The organism is Nitrososphaerales archaeon (genome assembly GCA_032906765.1).
In the GTDB taxonomy this organism is placed as follows: Archaea; Thermoproteota; Nitrososphaeria; order Nitrososphaerales; family Gagatemarchaeaceae; genus DASPPF01.
On sequence record JAJTZB010000013.1, the window covers coordinates 12272 to 29092 of the forward strand.

General features: G+C 58.1%; 19 protein-coding genes. 11 read left to right on the forward strand and 8 right to left on the reverse strand.

The features are described 5' to 3' along the window. Positions 1 to 13: 13 nt before the first annotated feature. Both LYZ69_09830 and LYZ69_09835 read left to right on the forward strand, forming a co-directional pair. Entirely contained in the window at positions 14 to 994 is a 981-nt protein-coding gene (locus LYZ69_09830) for an ABC transporter ATP-binding protein (protein MDV3278742.1), read from the forward strand. Continuing rightward, positions 991 to 1968 (forward strand): ABC transporter ATP-binding protein, encoded by a 978-nt coding sequence (locus LYZ69_09835; GenBank protein ID MDV3278743.1) that lies wholly within the window; start codon positions 991 to 993, stop codon positions 1966 to 1968. Before LYZ69_09830 ends, LYZ69_09835 begins: the two co-directional genes overlap by 4 nt. Positions 1969 to 2027: 59 nt before the next feature. Here LYZ69_09835 and LYZ69_09840 read toward each other — a convergent pair whose 3' ends face one another. Continuing rightward, positions 2028 to 2648 (reverse strand): DUF998 domain-containing protein, encoded by a 621-nt coding sequence (locus tag LYZ69_09840; protein MDV3278744.1) that lies wholly within the window; start codon positions 2646 to 2648, stop codon positions 2028 to 2030. Positions 2649 to 2827: 179 nt separating this feature from the next. After that, positions 2828 to 3430, reverse strand: a complete 603-nt coding sequence (locus tag LYZ69_09845) for a DUF429 domain-containing protein (GenBank protein MDV3278745.1) — start codon at positions 3428 to 3430, stop codon at positions 2828 to 2830. Positions 3431 to 3572: 142 nt separating this feature from the next. On the opposite strand from LYZ69_09845, the gene LYZ69_09850 reads away from it, so the two are divergent. Genes LYZ69_09850 through LYZ69_09860 form a run of 3 tightly spaced genes read left to right on the forward strand, consistent with a single transcriptional unit; the run spans position 3573 to position 6869 of the window. Then, positions 3573 to 4724, forward strand: a complete 1152-nt coding sequence (locus tag LYZ69_09850; GenBank protein MDV3278746.1) for a transposase — start codon at positions 3573 to 3575, stop codon at positions 4722 to 4724. A gap of 41 nt (positions 4725 to 4765) precedes the next feature. Continuing rightward, positions 4766 to 5953, forward strand: a complete 1188-nt coding sequence (locus LYZ69_09855; protein MDV3278747.1) for an amidohydrolase — start codon at positions 4766 to 4768, stop codon at positions 5951 to 5953. A gap of 58 nt (positions 5954 to 6011) precedes the next feature. After that, positions 6012 to 6869: an MBL fold metallo-hydrolase gene (locus LYZ69_09860; protein ID MDV3278748.1), complete on the forward strand. Its 858-nt coding sequence runs from the start codon at positions 6012 to 6014 to the stop codon at positions 6867 to 6869. An 11-nt stretch (positions 6870 to 6880) separates the two neighbouring features. On the opposite strand, the gene LYZ69_09865 is transcribed toward LYZ69_09860, so the two are convergent. Next, entirely contained in the window at positions 6881 to 8125 is a 1245-nt protein-coding gene (locus LYZ69_09865) for a transposase (GenBank protein ID MDV3278749.1), read from the reverse strand. A 120-nt stretch (positions 8126 to 8245) separates the two neighbouring features. On the opposite strand from LYZ69_09865, the gene LYZ69_09870 reads away from it, so the two are divergent. Beyond that, positions 8246 to 9070: a hypothetical protein gene (locus LYZ69_09870; GenBank protein MDV3278750.1), complete on the forward strand. Its 825-nt coding sequence runs from the start codon at positions 8246 to 8248 to the stop codon at positions 9068 to 9070. A gap of 25 nt (positions 9071 to 9095) precedes the next feature. On the opposite strand, the gene LYZ69_09875 is transcribed toward LYZ69_09870, so the two are convergent. The 5 genes from LYZ69_09875 to LYZ69_09895 all read right to left on the reverse strand — a co-directional run bounded on the left by LYZ69_09875 (position 9096) and on the right by LYZ69_09895 (position 13371). Then, the gene (locus tag LYZ69_09875) at positions 9096 to 9809 is read right to left on the reverse strand and encodes an HAD family hydrolase (GenBank protein MDV3278751.1); all 714 of its coding nucleotides are present in this window, start codon (positions 9807 to 9809) and stop codon (positions 9096 to 9098) included. Between the two features lie 75 nt (positions 9810 to 9884). Further along, complete coding sequence (locus LYZ69_09880; protein ID MDV3278752.1) at positions 9885 to 10295, reverse strand: DUF1634 domain-containing protein; 411 nt, start codon at positions 10293 to 10295, stop codon at positions 9885 to 9887. Between the two features lie 18 nt (positions 10296 to 10313). Continuing rightward, complete coding sequence (locus LYZ69_09885; GenBank protein MDV3278753.1) at positions 10314 to 11150, reverse strand: sulfite exporter TauE/SafE family protein; 837 nt, start codon at positions 11148 to 11150, stop codon at positions 10314 to 10316. A 29-nt stretch (positions 11151 to 11179) separates the two neighbouring features. Then, positions 11180 to 12403 carry a hypothetical protein gene (locus LYZ69_09890; protein ID MDV3278754.1) on the reverse strand — a complete coding sequence of 408 codons (1224 nt, stop codon included), beginning with the start codon at positions 12401 to 12403 and terminating at the stop codon, positions 11180 to 11182. Positions 12404 to 12579: 176 nt separating this feature from the next. Continuing rightward, entirely contained in the window at positions 12580 to 13371 is a 792-nt protein-coding gene (locus tag LYZ69_09895) for a hypothetical protein (protein ID MDV3278755.1), read from the reverse strand. Here LYZ69_09895 and LYZ69_09900 point away from each other — a divergent pair. From LYZ69_09900 to LYZ69_09920, 5 genes are all read left to right on the forward strand, one after another. Continuing rightward, entirely contained in the window at positions 13370 to 13954 is a 585-nt protein-coding gene (locus LYZ69_09900; GenBank protein MDV3278756.1) for an SDR family oxidoreductase, read from the forward strand. The two genes, LYZ69_09895 and LYZ69_09900, sit on opposite strands and share 2 nt — an antisense overlap. 123 nt (positions 13955 to 14077) lie before the next feature. Beyond that, positions 14078 to 14296 carry a hypothetical protein gene (locus tag LYZ69_09905; GenBank protein ID MDV3278757.1) on the forward strand — a complete coding sequence of 73 codons (219 nt, stop codon included), beginning with the start codon at positions 14078 to 14080 and terminating at the stop codon, positions 14294 to 14296. A 113-nt stretch (positions 14297 to 14409) separates the two neighbouring features. Next, entirely contained in the window at positions 14410 to 15711 is a 1302-nt protein-coding gene (locus tag LYZ69_09910) for a site-specific integrase (GenBank protein MDV3278758.1), read from the forward strand. After that, entirely contained in the window at positions 15708 to 16175 is a 468-nt protein-coding gene (locus LYZ69_09915) for a DnaJ domain-containing protein (protein ID MDV3278759.1), read from the forward strand. The genes LYZ69_09910 and LYZ69_09915 overlap by 4 nt, the downstream gene beginning before the upstream one ends. 230 nt (positions 16176 to 16405) lie before the next feature. Then, positions 16406 to 16821: hypothetical protein (locus LYZ69_09920; GenBank protein MDV3278760.1), on the forward strand; the 416-nt coding region annotated here is incomplete at its 3' end.

Below are 16821 nucleotides of genomic sequence, written 5' to 3' on the forward strand. Positions count from 1 at the left end.
GGAGTTGGTCGGGATGCCCCTTTTGGAGGTTCAGGACCTCAGGGTTCACTATCGGGTCTACGAGGGAATGCTCAAGGTCCTCAACGGCGTCAATATTTCTCTCGAGAAAGGGGAGACGATAGGTATCATAGGAGAATCGGCCTGCGGGAAGACGACCACCGTCAAGTCCATCATGAGGCTTCTTGCGAACAATGCGAAGATCGCAGGGGGACAGATCAGATATGCGGGTGAAGATGTCCTCGCCATGCCGAAGAAGAAGCTCACGAACCTGAGGAGGAGGAAAATGTCCATAATCTTTCAGGACCCCTCAGCGGCACTCAACCCGGTCTTTACCATCGGGCAACAGCTCTATGACATAATCAAGTTCTCCACGGACGAGCATCTGTCAAGGCAAGAGACGCATGAAAGAGCTGTGACCTTCCTGAAGGAAGCAGCCTTGCCTGAACCGGATAGGATACTCGACAGCTACCCATTCCAACTGAGCGGGGGCATGAAGCAGCGGGTTAGCATAGCGATGGCGTTGGTTTCGGCAAATGAACTGCTGATCGCGGACGAACCAGGGACTTCTCTCGATGTCACCATAGAGGACCAGATCATGAGACTCCTCAAGAAGATAGTCGAGGAAAAAAGACTCTCCGTGATACTCGTCACACACGCCCTTGGGACGGTCAAGAACTTCGTCGACAGGATATACGTGATGTATGCTGGGACGATTGTCGAGGAGGGACCCACCGCCGATGTCTTCAATCATCCGCAGCATCCCTACACTGAGATGCTAATCAGAGCTGTCCCGAAGCTCACGGGAGGGGGAGTGCCAGAAGGAATTCTGGGCCAAGTGCCAAGCTACCTGACTCCCCCGGTGGGATGCAGATTCGTGACCAGGTGTCCCCATAGAATGGGCGTCTGCGACGGGGAGGTTCCGCCGATGTTTAGGGTGGGGAACAGCCAGCGAGCAGCGTGCTTCTTGTTTGACGAGAGGCATCATTCGTCATGAGCACGACAATTCTGGCCGGTGAAGGACTGAAGAAGCACTTCCCGACGAGGAAGGGCGTCATAAAGGCCGTGGATGGCATGAATTTTGAGATGAAGAAGGGCGAAGTCCTCGGCGTGGTGGGTGAGTCTGGTTCCGGGAAGACTACCCTTGGGAACATGGTAGTGGGAATCTACGCGCCGACGTCTGGGAGAATCACGTTCAAGGGCACGGACATCTCGAAGAGCGCCAGGCACAGGCCTTTGCAGCTCAAGAGAGACATTCAGATGGTATTCCAAAACCCCGCCTCCTCCCTCAACCCGAGACGTTCTGTAGGGCAGGCCCTCGAAGTGCCGCTGAAGGTGCACGCGGAAGGAGTGCCGGTGAGGAAGCGGGTGGACGAGCTGCTGAGCCTGGTCGAGCTTCCGACCGAGTACGCCGACAGGTATCCGGAGGAGCTTGGCGGAGGTGAAAAGCAGCTTGTTGCCATAGCCAGGGCGCTTGCAACGAATCCTTCTCTTATCGTCCTCGACGAGCCGACTTCCGCCCTGGACGTCTCCATCCAGGCGAAAATAATCAACGTGCTGCTGAGATTGAAGGGGAAGCTAGGGCTCTCCTACGTATTCATCACGCACAACCTGAGCCTCATGAGAAACGTGTCGGACAGAGTCATGATAATGTATCTAGGCAAGGTGAGGGAGGTGGCGGCCACAGAAGAATTCTTCAGGAATCCAATGCACCCGTACACCCGCATGCTTCTCTCCTCCATTCCTGTCGTCACCGACGCGGAGGAGGAGACGAAGCCTCAGAGGATTCAAAGCGTTGGGGAGATCGCTGGGGCGCTCAACCTGCCGAGCGGCTGCAGCTTCCATCCTAGGTGCCCATACGTCATGGACGTCTGCGGCAAGGTTGACCCGCCGCTCATTGAGGTGGCTCAACAGCACTTCTGCGACTGCCACCTCTACCCCAAGGACTACCGAGACACGACAAGCAAGTGACTACGGATATAGTGTTGATAGGTTTCCTACAAGTATTCGGGACGTCAGGCCCCGACCTTTCACTTGGTATGAACGTCTTCTTGGCCGATTAGGTGTCCGCCGAAACTGATGGACCACATCAGGACGGGGTAGACGATCAGGCGCTCCAATCCGCCAGGGCCGATTCCGATTGTGGTACCGAAAGCTCCCCCGCTAGGAACGTAGAGTATTAGGGCCGCCAGAGATATCAAACCAAGGATCACCGAGATGTAAGACAAGGGCGTCTTTTGGAACCTGAAAGTGACAATCGCCGAGAGGCCGGCGAAGACGAAGGTTACCAGGGAGAAGAGACTATGCCATGGGCTGAACGACTCGTTGAGCACACCGACGCCAATCAGCGCCAGGCCGGCGATGGCTATCATCGCTGTGGCGGGCCTGTATCTGTAGGCGCGATAGAAGTAGTACGCCGTCACTGCGATCAGGATTCCGAAGACGACCTCCGACGCGTTGAACATCCACCAGGCCGCAGGGACGTAGCAGGGACTTCCGGAGCCTGGGCAGGTTGTGCCTAAGTCGCTGATGTAGTTGCTGTTTACGCTGTAGTTTGGATAGAGTGTCTCGGAGAGCATCCAGAGGATTGCGAACTGCACCCCTCCCACCAGAATCGCCACTCCCGACTTCGCGGGGTTGGATAGCGCCAACGGTGCGATAGAAACGAAGTCTGCTTAAAAGGCTTGGGTCCTCGCGATTGGGAGCGAGTGGGATTGGACCAGTGGCCCACGAGAACCGTTAGATCAGAAGCATGAGTGTATCATTTTCTCGTGCTGAAGGTGGACCCTGAGGACCTACCGCCGCTGAACCTGGAAGGCTCCCTGATGTTCTAGCGTTTGACCCGCGGGAGAATCATCAACCCTTCCTCGGGGTCGCCTATTGCGAGGTACTCGTCGTTCAGGTACATCAGTCCGACCAAAGCGGATGTGACGCCGTCGAGTTCGTCGCCAGTGAGTCCCGACCTACTGTTCTGGAAGGATACTCCGTAGCCCAAGAGGGCTGCTTCGAGCCTATCGAGGCCGGCTTGCTTCCTCGGCATCCCGAGCATGTCCTGGATGGCCCCGGGGAAACTCTCGATAACCTCGAGACCCTCGTTCTCGAAGACGGCCCGGAGCCTCATCCCGCGCGCTGTCAGCATCCTCATCGGCCCCAGCGATATGGGGAAGAACTTGATCTTCATCTTGAGCAATTCTTTGTCGCACTCCCTGAAGTGAGGGGGGCCCTTGATTTCGAGGCTCTTCCTTCCCTTCGGAAGGAAAAGCGGTGCGTCAATGCTCACCACTTGGGGCTTCGCCCCGAGAGTCTCGGCGATTATCTCCTGGTCCGTGTGGAGGACGGCAGTCCTGCAGCGCATCTCGCCGTCCATAGAGCAGAATCCCGTGTTCCTCCTCTCGCTCCCGGCGAGGTCCAACCCCACGACTGCGACGCTCATTCCTTCCTGTTGCGGGGACAATGGGTATAAAATGGTGAACGGTTTGGGAAACGAAGAAACCCCATGTCCCTATGGGGTTGGGATGAATTCGCGGCCCAACCCTGGTGGCCCTTTTATCTCGTAGGGATTTAAAGGGACAATAATGTTGACCACGTATAGGTTCAGGCTTTACCCCACAAAGACGCAAGAGCACTTGATGAACGAGACGCTTGAGACGTGCAGGCTCCTCTTCAATAATATGCTCGCAGACAAGAAGGAGAACGGTACCGGGTTCTACGAACAGAAGAAGGCGATCGCCAGCATGAAGCCATGCAACAAGTTCCTGAAGGCAGTCCATTCGCAGGTCCTTCAGGATGTAGCCCTGAGACTGGACAAAGCCTATCAGGCGTTCTTCGTAGGCCTCGCCAAGCGCCCAATGTTCAAGCGGAAGGGCAAGTACAACGCCTTCAGATACCCGCAACTTGGAGGGTTCAGGGTTATCGGGAACAGACTGAGACTTTCGAAGATAGACTCGATCAAGATGAAGGTGCACGGGCCAATTGGGGGAACGCCGAAGACCTGCACGATATTGAGGGATGCTGACCAGTGGTATGCTTGCATCTCGGCTGAGATGGGAAATCACAAGCCCATGGAACGAGTCGTAGGCAAACCAATCGGGGTCGATCTTGGAATCACAAACCTCGCCACCCTCAGCGATGGAATTGTCTTCCCCAACCCGAGATACTTGCGGGATTCAACCCAGCGAATCACGCACCTTCAGAAGAGCCTGTCACGAAAGAGACTCGGGTCCAACAACAGGCTCAAGACGAAGATGGCGCTCGCGAAGGCCTGGAGAAAAGTGCGGAACAGACGGGGCGACACCGCCCATAAGGTCTCACGCCAACTCGCCAACAACTACTCCACCATCGTCTTTGAGGACCTGCATATTCCGTCAATGGTCAAGAACCACTACCTGGCATCGGCAATAATGGATGCCTCTTGGGGGCAGCTGCGCCGTTTGACCGCCTACAAGGCGGAGAGACGCGGCGGGCGAGTAATTCTCGTCGAACCCAGCGGGACATCGCAGAAATGCTCGGGATGCGGCGAAGTGGTTCCGAAGGAACTGTCGGAAAGGGTACACCGATGTCCAAGGTGCGGACTTTCCCTCGACCGGGACGTGAACGCGGCAAGGAACATACTGAAGCTGGGCCTGGAACGGGCCCGTGCTGAGGAACAGCCTCTACTTGTCCAGCGAAGGAGGATAAGCAAGTTCGCTCCTATGAAGCAGGAAGCCCAAGAATTTGTTCTCGGGTAGTTCACAGAGCTTTTATCGGCGGGCGCCCGCACCGAGACAGCATGAACATTCTCGATGAAACGAAGGGTATCGAGCGAGAGATCATCAAGACGAGGCGCAGGATTCACCAGAGGCCCGAACTCTCCTTCCATGAGGTCGCAACAGCAAAGCTCGTGGCAGAGAGACTGCGCTCGCTGGGAATCGAGGTCCACACCGGTGTGGGTGGGACGGGCGTGCTCGGCGTGCTGAAGGGAGCCAAGAGGGGAAGGGTGGTCGGCCTCAGGGCCGACATGGACGCGTTGCCGGTCGAGGAGATGGTCAACGTCGAGTTCAGGTCGAAGGTGAAGGGAGTGATGCACGCCTGCGGCCACGACACGCACGTCGCGATGCTTCTCGGGGCCGCGAAGCTCCTAGCCAGGCATCGAGACGAGCTGCACGGGACTGTGAAGTTCTTCTTCCAGCCAGCGGAGGAGCACGGCGGAATAGGGGGGGCGAAGCCCATGATAGACGCGGGCGTGATGAAGAACCCACGGGTCGACTACGTCTTCGGCCTCCACATCGAGAACAGGCGGCGCTCAGGTGAGTTCGGGGTGAGGCCGGGAGCTGTGATGGCAGCGCCTGACTCCTTCAAGATCAGGGTAATCGGCAAGGGAGGTCACGGCTCGGCACCGCACGAAACTGTCGACCCCGTCTATGTTGCCGCTCAGGTCATCCTTGCGCTGCAAGGGGTCTCCTCGAGGATGGTGGACCCGGTAAAACCCTTCGTCATCTCTGTGTGTTCGGTGCACTCCGGCACGAAGGACAACATCATCCCCGACGAGGCGATCCTTGAGGGGACGATCAGGACGCTGGACAAGGGAATCAGGAAGTTCGCGAAGGCCAAGGTCGAGGAGGTGGCCATGGCGGTCAGCAGGGCTTTCGGCGCTAGATGCGAGGTCGAGTTCATGCGGGACGCTTACCCGATCACCTACAACGACCCGACGACTACTGAGAAGGTGGCAGAAGTTCTGAGAAAGATACCGGGGACGAGGGTTCGGACCGTTGAGCCGGTGCTGGGAGGGGAAGACTTCTCGAGGTTCCTGGAGAAGGCCCCCGGCACATTTTACTTCCTAGGCACCCAGAACAAGGCGAAAGGATGCGCCTACCCCAACCACAGCTCGCGGTTCAAGGTTGACGAGGACGTCCTGAAGCTCGGAACGGCTTCTCTCATCGCGCTCGCAATGGGTTTCACCGACCCTAAAGGCCCATAGGGGGTAATCGGACGCGTACGCCACCAAGGTCAGCGAGCGTGTCTATCTCCTAGACACGATGGCCCTAGGGCAGGCCTCGACTGTGAGCGCCTTCCTGATCAAGGCGCCGAAGGTCACGCTCGTGGATTGCGGATACGCTTCGTCCTATGAGAGCGTGCTCGCGGGCCTGAAGGAAGTCGGTGTAGCGCCTTCGGACGTCAGGTACCTAATCCCGACGCACGTCCACCTCGACCACGCGGGAGCGGCTGGGCGGCTCCTCCGAGAGATGCCGAACGCCCAAGTGATCTGCCACGAGAGGGGCACTCCTCACCTTGTCGACCCTGCCAGGCTGATCGAGAGCTCCACCAGGGTGTTCGGGAAAGCGATTATGGAGCTGTACGGCATGCCTGAGCCGATACCTGCTGACAGAATCACTTCGGTCGGCAAGGAGCTGCATCTGGAACTCGGCGACGGGATTACTGCCACTTTGGTCCATGCGCCTGGCCACGCGCCGCACCAGCTGGCTGTCATGCTCGAAGGCAAGAGGGCGCTCTTGACTGCCGACGCCGTGAGCATCGCCTATCCGGGCATGAAGACCCTGATACCGACCACGCCTCCGCCGAGCTTCGACCCGAACACGTTGGTCGCAAGCGTCGGGCAGCTCAGCCAGACTGACCCCAGCCTCCTCCTGCTCCCCCACTTCGGAGTGAGAAATGATGTCGGCTCGGTCTTGGAGAAGACGCGCGAAGGCGTGATGGCATGGGTGAGGGAGGTCGGAGACCTCAGGAGGGCGGGAAAGGGTCTCGACGAGATTACGGACGAAATGGTCTCACGGGTGGTGGCCGAGGAGGGCGTCGACGACCTGCCGATATACGCCAAGGTCTCTGTGAGGACCTCCGTGATGGGCATACTCCACTACTTGGACAAGAACGCTTGAGTGACACCCTCCTACCCCTTAAGGGGTAGGCTTCCGGCGCCGCTATCCAACCCATCCAAGGCCTTCGTCGGCGGCGTCGGAATTTGTTTCCCACTTCCGCGACAGGGCTCGCCCATGGCCGTCATGGCCGCAGGTGTCGGTCCCATCTCCATGGGCGTGACTTCGGGCATGCCCAGCCCTAGCGCCTCCAACGCCCTTTTCCTGATGACGAGAGAGGAGGCGAAGTCCCTTTGCCCTCTGAACCCGCAGCTCGGACAGATGTGGGTCCTCTCCGAGAGGGCCATCCGTATCCGGGAGCCGCACTCAGGGCACTCCTGCGTGGAGTACCGCGGGTCCACCCCTACTGCCAGGCTGCCTGCCATCACGGCTACGTCGGTCAGCCTCTGGGTGAACCCAGACCATGAGGCGTCCTGAATCGCTTTCGCGAGGCGGTGGTTCTTCACCATATTATTCACTTGTAGATTCTCGTACCCAATGATATCGAACCTGTCTACAATCGAGTGGGCGAGCTTCCACTGCCAGTCGTCCTTCTGGTTGGTGTAGTCGTCCCACCTCCTGCTCAGCGTGACCCGGGCCCTCCACCTGTTCCTGCTCCCCTTCACCCTTCGGCTGAGAATCCTCTGTGCCTTCACTATGCGCTTGTCGTGCTGCATGATGAACCTCGGGTTCTCGACGCGTGTGCCGTCGGAGAGGTGGGCGTAGTCTGTTAGGCCTAGGTCGATGCCTACTGCAGTCTTCGGCTCTTTCTTCTGGTCTGTGTTACTTCTCTTCACCGTGATCACGGCATACCACTCCTCGACGCTCGTCCTCAGTACCGTGACCGTCTTGACCTCTCCTTTCACTGGACGCTGTTTCACCACCCTCACCTTTCCAATCTTCGGCAAGACGATGCTGTTTCGCCTGACCCAGGACGGGCTGGCCTGTGGGTACGTGAGGCTCCTCCACTTCGATTCGTTCTTGGGCTTCGGGTATCCCGCCCTGCCATCGAAGAAGTTCTTGAACGACCTCTCCAGGCGCTTCAGGACGTTCTGGAGGACCTGTGAATGGACGTCGGTGAAGGCGGGATTCTCTTTTTTGAAGGCGGGGAGGGCGTTCGCTTGCTCGTTGTAATACAATCCGTGTCCAGTCTCCTTGTAGCGCCGCTTCCTCTCGGCGAGAGATTCGTTGTAGAGGTAGCAACACAGGGCCAACGTACTCCCTAACCTCTCCCTCGTGTCTTCATCGGGATACAGGCGGTATCGAAGCGCTGAGAACATCTTCAATCGATGAAGGCGGTGCTAGACAAATAACGACCACGGCTCGCTCTCATCTCATCCTTAGACTGGGTGGGTTTTCCCGCTGGCGGTTAATAAGCCGGGGATGTTCTCCCCAAATCGATGACGCTAGTCTACGCGTGCATCGCGCCCCACGGCGGCGAGATTGTACCCGAACTCGCGGGCGACAAGCTGAGCCTCTTCACGCCGACTCGGAAGGGAATGAGGCGGATCGCCTCGCAGATGAAGTCCGCCAGGCCGGACACGATAGTGCTAGCCAGCCCGCACAGCCTGAGACTTCACAAGCACATCGGCGTCGTATTGGCGGAGCACTCCACGGGGAGGGTTGTGGAGGGAAGGAAGGGAATCTCTCTCAAGGCGGACTGCGACATCAAGCTAGCCTGGAAGATCTTGGAGGAAGCCGAGAGAGCGGACCTGCCGGTCGTTGGTGCGAACTACGGTACCCTCGAGGGGCTCCTGTCAGACCTTGCCATGGACTGGGGTACGCTCATACCGATGTGGTTCTTCTTGAAGGAGATGAGGCTCAGGAGCAGGCTGGTAGTAGTTACGCCTTCGAGGGAGGTTCCGTTGAGGAGGAACTTCGAATTCGGCAGGGCCATCGCCCGCGTCGCCGAATCCGACAGGAAGAGGGTGGCCTTCGTGGCGAGCGCGGACCAAGCTCACGCTCACAAGAAGAACGGACCGTATGGATTCAGCCCCAAGGCAGCCGTCTACGACAGGCTTGTCACGGAGGCGATCGCTGCAGGGAGGCTGAAGTCGATCATGAACCTCCCCAGAAGCCTGGTCGATGCAGCCAAGCCTGACAGCCTCTGGCAGATGGCGATGCTCGCGGGGATACTCGGTGAGGTCGGGATGCGGGGAGATCTCTTCTCCTACCAAGTCCCTACCTACTACGGAATGCTCTGCGCAGGGTACACAAGAGACTAGGAGTTCTTTGCCCGAGCCAGCTCTGTCATCCGTTGGACGCGGAGCCTACTAGGGGGATGACCTCGGCGAGGCCGTGTATCGTCGGACAGTCCGTCGTGCCCGCGACCCTGTCCCTGTCAAGCAGCACCCCTGTGATGCCTGCGTTTCGCGCGCCGACGACATCCGACGCGTAGACGTCGCCGACGTGGATTGTCTCGCGGGGCGAGGCGGAAGCCTTGGAGAGGGCGATTCGGAATATCTCCGGGTTGGGTTTCGTGTATCCCACCACTCCGGAGATGACGATGTGCCTGATGTACCGTTTGAGGCCCAACTCCTCCACTGTCTTCGTGGTCTCGGGAGGCGCGTTCGAGACGAGCCCCAGCGTGAGGCCCAGAGATGCGAGCTTGGCCAGCACGGGCTCGACGTCTGGATAGAGTCTGGGCGGGATTTCCTTTCCGAGCTCTTCCCATCGCCTCCGAATGAGGGCTGAAATCCTCGCTATCTCAGCAACGCCCTTCACGACGGAAAGACGCTCGATTACCATCGCGTCTAGTGCCTTGTATGCATCCGTCGCGTCGCTTTCCTTGGCGAACCGGGCCGAGTACCGCTCGAGCCACGAAGACTCCATCTCCATGTAGGAGGTGTGGATTCGCTTTAGGTCGACTCTGTACCCTTCGTCTCGCAGAACCCTCTGCAGGATTGCGTCCCTCCTCATGACGAGGAGCGTCCCGCCGAGGTCGAAGAAGACGGCTCTGATCAACTGGTCTCGTGGCGCGTCCGCGTGCTAAATGTCTTTCAGCCCAGCGGGACATTGCTTCCCGCCAGCCTGCGTCGCTCACGCGTTGAAGGCTGGGATGAACGGCGTCACCAGGATGCTGAAGAGGAGAATGAGGAGGACCGCGGTCGTGATGTAGACGTACGTCCTGTCTCCCTCGGCTGCGAAGAGGAAGACGGAGAAGAGGACCCTAGCCACGGGAGTTGCGAGCAGGAAGATGACCCCGAGCTCGATGACGGAGAAGGGATCCAGCTCGGCGAGCCCCCCGGGCAGCGCCGAGAGGCTCACGGTGAACGAACCGTGCGGTATCTGACCTGGGAGGTAGGTAAGGAAATCAGAGGCGCTGCTGGAGCCGTACCTCGCAACCAATAGGACTGTCCCGAAGACTATGATGGTGGCGGACAGGAGGACGCCGTACCTCAGGACTCCGCTGAGAACGTTGTTCATCGAGTCTGGTTCCCTAAAGTTCATCGCGGAATCTTCCCCGGGTCAAAAACCAAAGGCCCTCAACACCATCTCAACAGCCGTGACTGCAAGCACTACGGCGAACAGCTTCCTGACTGTCGGGTTCCTGGCCCTGACGAGAAGCCTCGTGCCGATGAAAGCCCCGATGAGAATCCCAATCGCTACTGGCGCGACTATCAGCGGGTTCACGTCCCCGCGTGCGAAGTAGATTCCCGCACTCGCTGCGGCCGTCACCCCGATCATGAAGTTCGAGGTCGTGGTCGAGACCTTCATCGGGAGCTTCATCGCCAGGTCCATTGAGAGCACCTTGAAGGTGCCGCTTCCTATCCCGAGCAGGCCGGAGATCAAGCCAGCTACGAGCATCCCGAGCAGGCCGAGCTTCGGCCTTGTCGCGTTGTAGTCCACGGCAGACCCGTCGGTCTCGGCGTACGAGCCGCGGAGCGAGAGCCGCTTTGCCAAACCCTCCAGCTCGGGGTTCTTCGGGATGTCCTCGCCAAGCTGCTTGACCAGAGGCACCAAAGACACGAGCAAGACGCTCCCGAAGATGAACTCGAGGGCAAAGGAGTTGGCGTATGCTGCGACCGCTGCCCCTACTATAGCGCCGACGGTTGTCGCAAGTTCAAGGAACATGCCCACTCTCAGGTTGGTCATCTTGTCTTTGACATAAGTCGCAGCTGCGCCGCTCGACGTCGCGATGACAGAAACGATGCTGGCCCCGATGGCGAAATGGATGTCGACGCCGAGGGCGACCGTCAGGATCGGGATGATTATGACGCCGCCGCCCAGGCCCACTATTGAACCGATTGCGCCGGCAAGTATGGAGGCGAGGAGTATGACCAGCAGGAATTCCAGAGCGAGCAAGCCGCGCCACGTCGGCTCGAGTTAGATACTTAGACGTTTCCGCCCGAGCGACTTCTACCTGTGTGGGTCGAACCATCGAGCGCGGCGACTATCCTGTCGTGGCTCTGCTGTATCGTCTCGACTCCTGTGTTGAGGATTACACAGGGCACCTTCCACGTCTCGAACATCAGCCTGAAGAAGTGCTCCTGCCTCGAGTTGTCCAGCTCGAGCAGGTATGGATTGTACCAAGGCTCCGTCGAGATCGTGCCCCACTTCTCCTTGGGCCCTGCCCCAGGCAGAATCATGGATTCCCCCTTTCGCAGGATTTCGATCGCCTCGCTCGGGCTCAGCTGGACCTCGGCGGGGCTGTGGTCGTCCCTCCTGAGGAGGACCACCAGGTTGATTGGGACCTCGTCTACGACTTTGTTCGGCCCGAGAATATCTTCCCTTCTCACCAGAGCCCTTGAGTTCCCGAAGCTATAGTAGCACCATTGCATGCCCTCGTTGAAGACGCATTTCCTCTTGGTCACGGAACACATGTCGGCTCCGGTGGGGTACTCGCATTCCTCCTTCCTTGTCGTCACGTTCTCGCTCATCGACCTGTCGAAGACGCCTCTCAACCATTCTTGCTCCTTCTGGGACTCGGAGCGCATGTAGAGCGCCCTCTCGGGTTGCCTCGCGATCAGTGGCTTCGTTGGAATAGAGACCCCCTCGGGGAACGCGACGTACGCCCAGTCGTCGCCGCAAATCTTACCCTCATCGTTGAGGAATATCTTGAACGAGTGGGTCGTCTTGCCCGTGCCTGTAGGCGCAATTATGACCGCCCCCCTCCCCTTGTACAGCGCGGTGGCGCCGTGAATGGATAGGGTGTTGAACCTCTTCTCCAGGATCGCGGCTGCCATGCCCAGGGCCCACGACTTGCACTGGCCGTAGTACTCTGTGTTCACGAAAAGCGACGTGTTCAGCGGCGAGCAGTAGTAGGCCGCCGATTCGAGACCCTCGATGTCTTGGACGGAGTATATCCTAGCGTGTGGGAGAACATCATCGCCCGCTGGCCACCAGTTGTTCCTCCAGAAATCCGCTTGGTGACCGCTGGTTGTGACCAGCTCCACGACAATGCCGTCAAGGTTCGCCTTTTGCGACGTGGTCCCCCTGCTTTCCATCCTTGACTTCGCCTTGGCAAGCAGGGCGTTGAACTCATCGATCCCAACGTTCTTGTTCGCTTTGACCCTGGACCTTGAATGAGTGGAGTAGTTGTTGAGTTGCATTGTCACCACTGGGTTGAATTGGCGGAGCCACTTTTCATCCCCTTAAAACCGTTCTCGCGTGCAAGGGGGTGTTATCCATATGTCGAATCCCCGCAGCGAAAAGGACGGCCAAGCGAGCTAGGAACGACATAGGTTTCGACTCGGCCTCGAGGTCGTGCACCGGTGGTGCAGAACAAGACCGACTAATCGAGGATCACGTCGCCTTGGCTGAGCACCCTGATCACCTCTGGTCTGAGTATCTCGGCCGGTAACTCCTTTCCTTCTCGGAGGAGTTCCCTCATCCTCGTCTGGCTGACAGCCAGATGCTCTTCTTGGGTGTGCGGACATGTCTTCTCAGTCGCCATGGACCTGCATCTCCTGCAGTAGAAGGTCTCCATGTATCTGAGAGGGACAATCCCCACGTCGAATTGGTCGAAAATTCTGTGACACGCGTAAGGATCGTAGAACTTCCCGACCCCCGCTTGGTCCCTACCCACGATGTAGTGCGTGGCACCGTAGTTCTTACGAACAATCGCGTAGAAGAGCGCAGCCTTTGGGCCGCCGTAGCGCATCGTGATTGAAAGGGAGGAGAGGACAACCCTGTCCTTGGGGTAGTACCCATTCACGACCTCCGTATACGCCTCCATGATCACGGCTGGCTTGTAGTCACCCTTCTTCAGTCGGCCGATTACGGGCTGGATGAAAATGCCGTCTATGGCCGAGTTCTCGAGCGAGACCTTCTGAAGGTACTCGTGCGCAGTGTGGGGAGGATTCCGGCATTGGTAGCCAACGACTGTCTTCCAACCCTTGCTCTTGAACAGGTCCCTTGTCTCTCTCGGCGAGAGCTCGTATTTCACAGTCGGGAGGTCGAGCCGTCTTAGCAGGGTCACACTTCCTGCGAGGGCGACGCGACCGTAGTGATTCTCGATATCGAACACGTTCGGGTGGGTGGTGTCTGTAGTCCCGTAAGCGCCCTTCTCGAAGGCCTCGGGCATGACGATGGACCTTTCTATCAGCAAAGAACCGGAGCGAATGATAGACGAAGCCTTGGAATCCTACGGAAGGGTCGACATACTCTGCAACAACGCAGGAATCATGGACGGCGCCAGGCCAGTCGCGGATACGCCGGACGAGGTCTGGGACAAAGTCATGAACGTCAACGTCAATGCCCCCTTCCGGGCAAGCAGGAGGGTCATACCGGCGATGCTGAGCCAAGGCGGCGGCGTCATACTGAACACCGCCTCGGTGGCGGGGCTCTTCGGCGGTATGGCGGGCGCTGCGTACACTGTTTCCAAGCACGCGCTGATCGGGCTCACCAGGAGCATTGCCGCGCATTATGGCACAAGAGGGATAAGGTCCAACGCCATGGTCCTAGGTGCGGTTCAGACTAACATAGGCATGGGGAGCGCCCAGCCTGACCCCATTGGAGCGGAACATCTGAACAAGGTGGCCTCGATTATGCCCCGAATCGCGGACCCGAAGGAGATAGCCGAGCTTGCTCTTTTCCTCGCATCGGACAGGTCCAGCTACGTGAATGGGTCGTGCGTCGTGATAGACGGCGGTTGGACAGTCCTCTAGAACAGGACGACTAACAAGCGCTAGACACCTCACTTATTCGCTTTAATGCTCGAATGATTTTCATCGGTTATGCAATTAGGGCAGTCTCAAAAATACAACGGTCTTCTGCTTCTCCCAAGCATTATGGCTAGCAAGGTTTGGACCCCGTGGGGCCTACACGAAACGAAGAGGAGTAAGGAGAAGACCATCCTAACAGAGAAGCTCAAGGTCGTGAATACCGGGGTCTCGACCTTCTCCGATGATCTCCGTTCCCAAGACGAAGAGGTGGTCCGTGGCGACTGGAAGCCTCCAGCGGGCGGAGACATCGAGATGTTGAGGCTACTTGAGAAGTTGGGGTCGTAGCAGTGTCTTAGAAGCGCAGGGTCAAGTGCCCCGGCCGGATGTAGTCTGGAGCGATGGCTAATCCACGGATCGAAAAGTACACCTCGTTAAAAGCCGCCGGCCCCCTCTACCGCATGACACCGGACGACATCCACGACTACCTCTACCAACTCAGGAACGCCGAAAGCAGGCTCGAACGTGATTCAAGGGTCCGTCCACAGGACAAGAAGCTGATACGGGCGTTCATGAAGCAGGTCAAGGCTCAGGGGGTCTCCCTGGGCCGGCAGGCGAAGTACGTCAACACTCTCATGACCGTCTCCCACCACATGAGGGTCACTTACCGTAGGGCGAAGAGGCGGGACATCGAGGACCTCATGACGCGCCTGGCCGATCATGAGTTCACGGTGAGGAACTGGGACGGGACGGAGAGCCAGCGCCATTACTCTGCCGAGACCATGGCCGACTTCAAGATTATGGTCAAGAGGTTCATGAAGTTCGTCAGATACGGTGACACGGACAAGGACACACCTTACCCAGAGGAGGTGAGGTGGCTCAGGAAGACCATCAAGGCGAGCGAGAAGCAGGAGCCGCTCTTCTTCACGGACGAAGAAGTTCGAGAGCTGATCAAGGCAGCAGATACCTACAGGGACAAGGCCATCATTTCTGTCGCCGCTGAACTCGGAGCACGGGTCAGCGAGCTGCTCCTTCTCAGGGTGGGGGACGTACAGTTTGACGATGCCGGGGCGATAGTTCACATCCGGAGAGGTAAGACCGGCGCAAGGACGCTGAGGCTCATCGCCTCCGTTGATCATCTCGCTCGTTACTTGGAGACGCACCGCTTCAGGACGGACCCCAACGCGCCCCTCTGGCTGACCCTGAGCCCGAACCACCTCGACGAGCCGTTCGGGTGGAAGGCGTGCAGCGCCATGATCAAGGACGTCGCGAAGAAGGCGGCGATCAAGAAGCCGAGGGTCCACATGTACATGTTCAGGCACGAGAGCGCTACCCGGAACGCGAAGTTCCTGACAGACTCAGAGCTGAGGCTGATGTACGGCTGGTCGATGAGCTCCAGGACGCCTGCCACCTACATCCATCTTTCGGGCGGTGACCTGGACAGGAAGTACCAGGCGGTCTACTCGGGGAGGCCGGTGGAGCCCCCGAAGCCGGAGTTCGCTCCGGTGATCTGTCCGAGGTGCAAAGAGAAGGCATCTCCCGGCATGATGTACTGTCCGAAGTGTGCTACGCCCCTGGACTTGGGAGAGAGGGCCAAGATGGCGGTCCAGGAGGAGAGCACGAAGAGGGAGGTGTCGGAGCTGAGGAGGCTCCTCGAGAAGTACCTTCGCGGCTCTGATTCAAAGGATAACTCAACGGCGGACGCTGCGGCCATCGAGAGCCAAGAAGAAGGGAAAACATCCAACCAGAAAGGACCTCCTTGACGAAGGATTTCTATGGGGTTCTTGGGGTGCCCAAGACGGCGTCAAAGGCCCAGATCAATGATGCCTTCAGGAAGATTGCGGTCCAGTATCACCCGGACAGGAACAAGGACGAGGATGCGAGTCGGAGGTTCGCCGAGGCTAGCGAAGCCTATGCAGTGCTCTCCGACTATGAGAAGCGGCACCTGTACGACACCCTGGGGCCGGACAAGTACGACGACCCGAGGGAGGTCCTGTTCTACCGACTGAACCAGGAGGCGGCCAACCGCGAGATAGAGAGGGAATACCAGGCTCAGAGGTCCGCGCTGCAGGACGGGAATGCAGAGGGCCTGGCCGTCTGCATCTTCGGTCTCATCGTCATAGACTTCTTGATTCCTACTTGGGTCTTCGGCCCCTGGTTCTACGTGTTCAACGTCTTCCTCATCCTCGCCATAACCGTCGGCATTTACGATTTGTTCAAGAACTGATCTGATACCGTCAAAAGAAGCTAGGGCATTCTAGCGAGAGCGCGCGCTGCAAGGAAGAGGATTTGTGGCTTATCCACTCGCCAAGATTCTGATCGGGTTGAATGTCCGTTGCTAGTCAAGTTCGCTTGCTAAGATTATGTTCTCTGCAAGGTCATGCCCAAGAAAGATTCTCTGAAGCTGCAACGTTCAATAAGAAGGCGAATCGGCTCCAAAAGTAGCGGTGGTGTATCTTGGCTGCTTGGGCTCCTTACGCAGGCACTGACGCGGTAGCGCTAACAGTCGTACTGCTCATCGTCGGGCTCTTCATCGCGTTTCTCGGGACGAGGCTAAAGAATCCACTGGGGACAAAGAGGCCCAGCAAGACGACCATCGTTCTAGTGATTTTGATCTGGGTCCTCGCTATTTTGGCGTTCTTAGTCGACAGCTCAGCATACGGAAGATACGCTCTACTGCTTTTGAAGTACAACCTTCTCACAATCCCCACGTGGGCGGGGTCTGGTACAGCGCCAAACCCGATCAGCTCGGTTACAGTATTATCTGCTGTGGTATCCTTCGTCTTGATAGCGTATCTAACGCGGAAACACGGCATCAAGGTTGCGCTGCTCAGTGCTTTCGTTGGCGCTGCGGTGGGCCCGATGATTTTTTT

What these genes read in the sequence shown, in the direction of transcription:
- LYZ69_09830 (MDV3278742.1), top strand. Translation starts at nt 14, where the DNA reads ATGCCCCTTTTGGAGGTTCAGGACCTCAGGGTTCACTATCGGGTCTAC.
- LYZ69_09835 (MDV3278743.1), top strand. Translation starts at nt 991, where the DNA reads ATGAGCACGACAATTCTGGCCGGTGAAGGACTGAAGAAGCACTTCCCG.
- LYZ69_09845 (MDV3278745.1), bottom strand. Translation starts at nt 3,430, where the DNA reads ATGAGCGTCGCAGTCGTGGGGTTGGACCTCGCCGGGAGCGAGAGGAGG.
- LYZ69_09850 (MDV3278746.1), top strand. Translation starts at nt 3,573, where the DNA reads ATGTTGACCACGTATAGGTTCAGGCTTTACCCCACAAAGACGCAAGAG.
- LYZ69_09855 (MDV3278747.1), top strand. Translation starts at nt 4,766, where the DNA reads ATGAACATTCTCGATGAAACGAAGGGTATCGAGCGAGAGATCATCAAG.
- LYZ69_09860 (MDV3278748.1), top strand. Translation starts at nt 6,012, where the DNA reads ATGGCCCTAGGGCAGGCCTCGACTGTGAGCGCCTTCCTGATCAAGGCG.
- LYZ69_09865 (MDV3278749.1), bottom strand. Translation starts at nt 8,125, where the DNA reads ATGTTCTCAGCGCTTCGATACCGCCTGTATCCCGATGAAGACACGAGG.
- LYZ69_09870 (MDV3278750.1), top strand. Translation starts at nt 8,246, where the DNA reads ATGACGCTAGTCTACGCGTGCATCGCGCCCCACGGCGGCGAGATTGTA.
- LYZ69_09880 (MDV3278752.1), bottom strand. Translation starts at nt 10,295, where the DNA reads ATGAACTTTAGGGAACCAGACTCGATGAACAACGTTCTCAGCGGAGTC.
- LYZ69_09900 (MDV3278756.1), top strand. Translation starts at nt 13,370, where the DNA reads ATGACGATGGACCTTTCTATCAGCAAAGAACCGGAGCGAATGATAGAC.
- LYZ69_09895 (MDV3278755.1), bottom strand. Translation starts at nt 13,371, where the DNA reads ATGCCCGAGGCCTTCGAGAAGGGCGCTTACGGGACTACAGACACCACC.
- LYZ69_09905 (MDV3278757.1), top strand. Translation starts at nt 14,078, where the DNA reads ATGGCTAGCAAGGTTTGGACCCCGTGGGGCCTACACGAAACGAAGAGG.
- LYZ69_09910 (MDV3278758.1), top strand. Translation starts at nt 14,410, where the DNA reads ATGACACCGGACGACATCCACGACTACCTCTACCAACTCAGGAACGCC.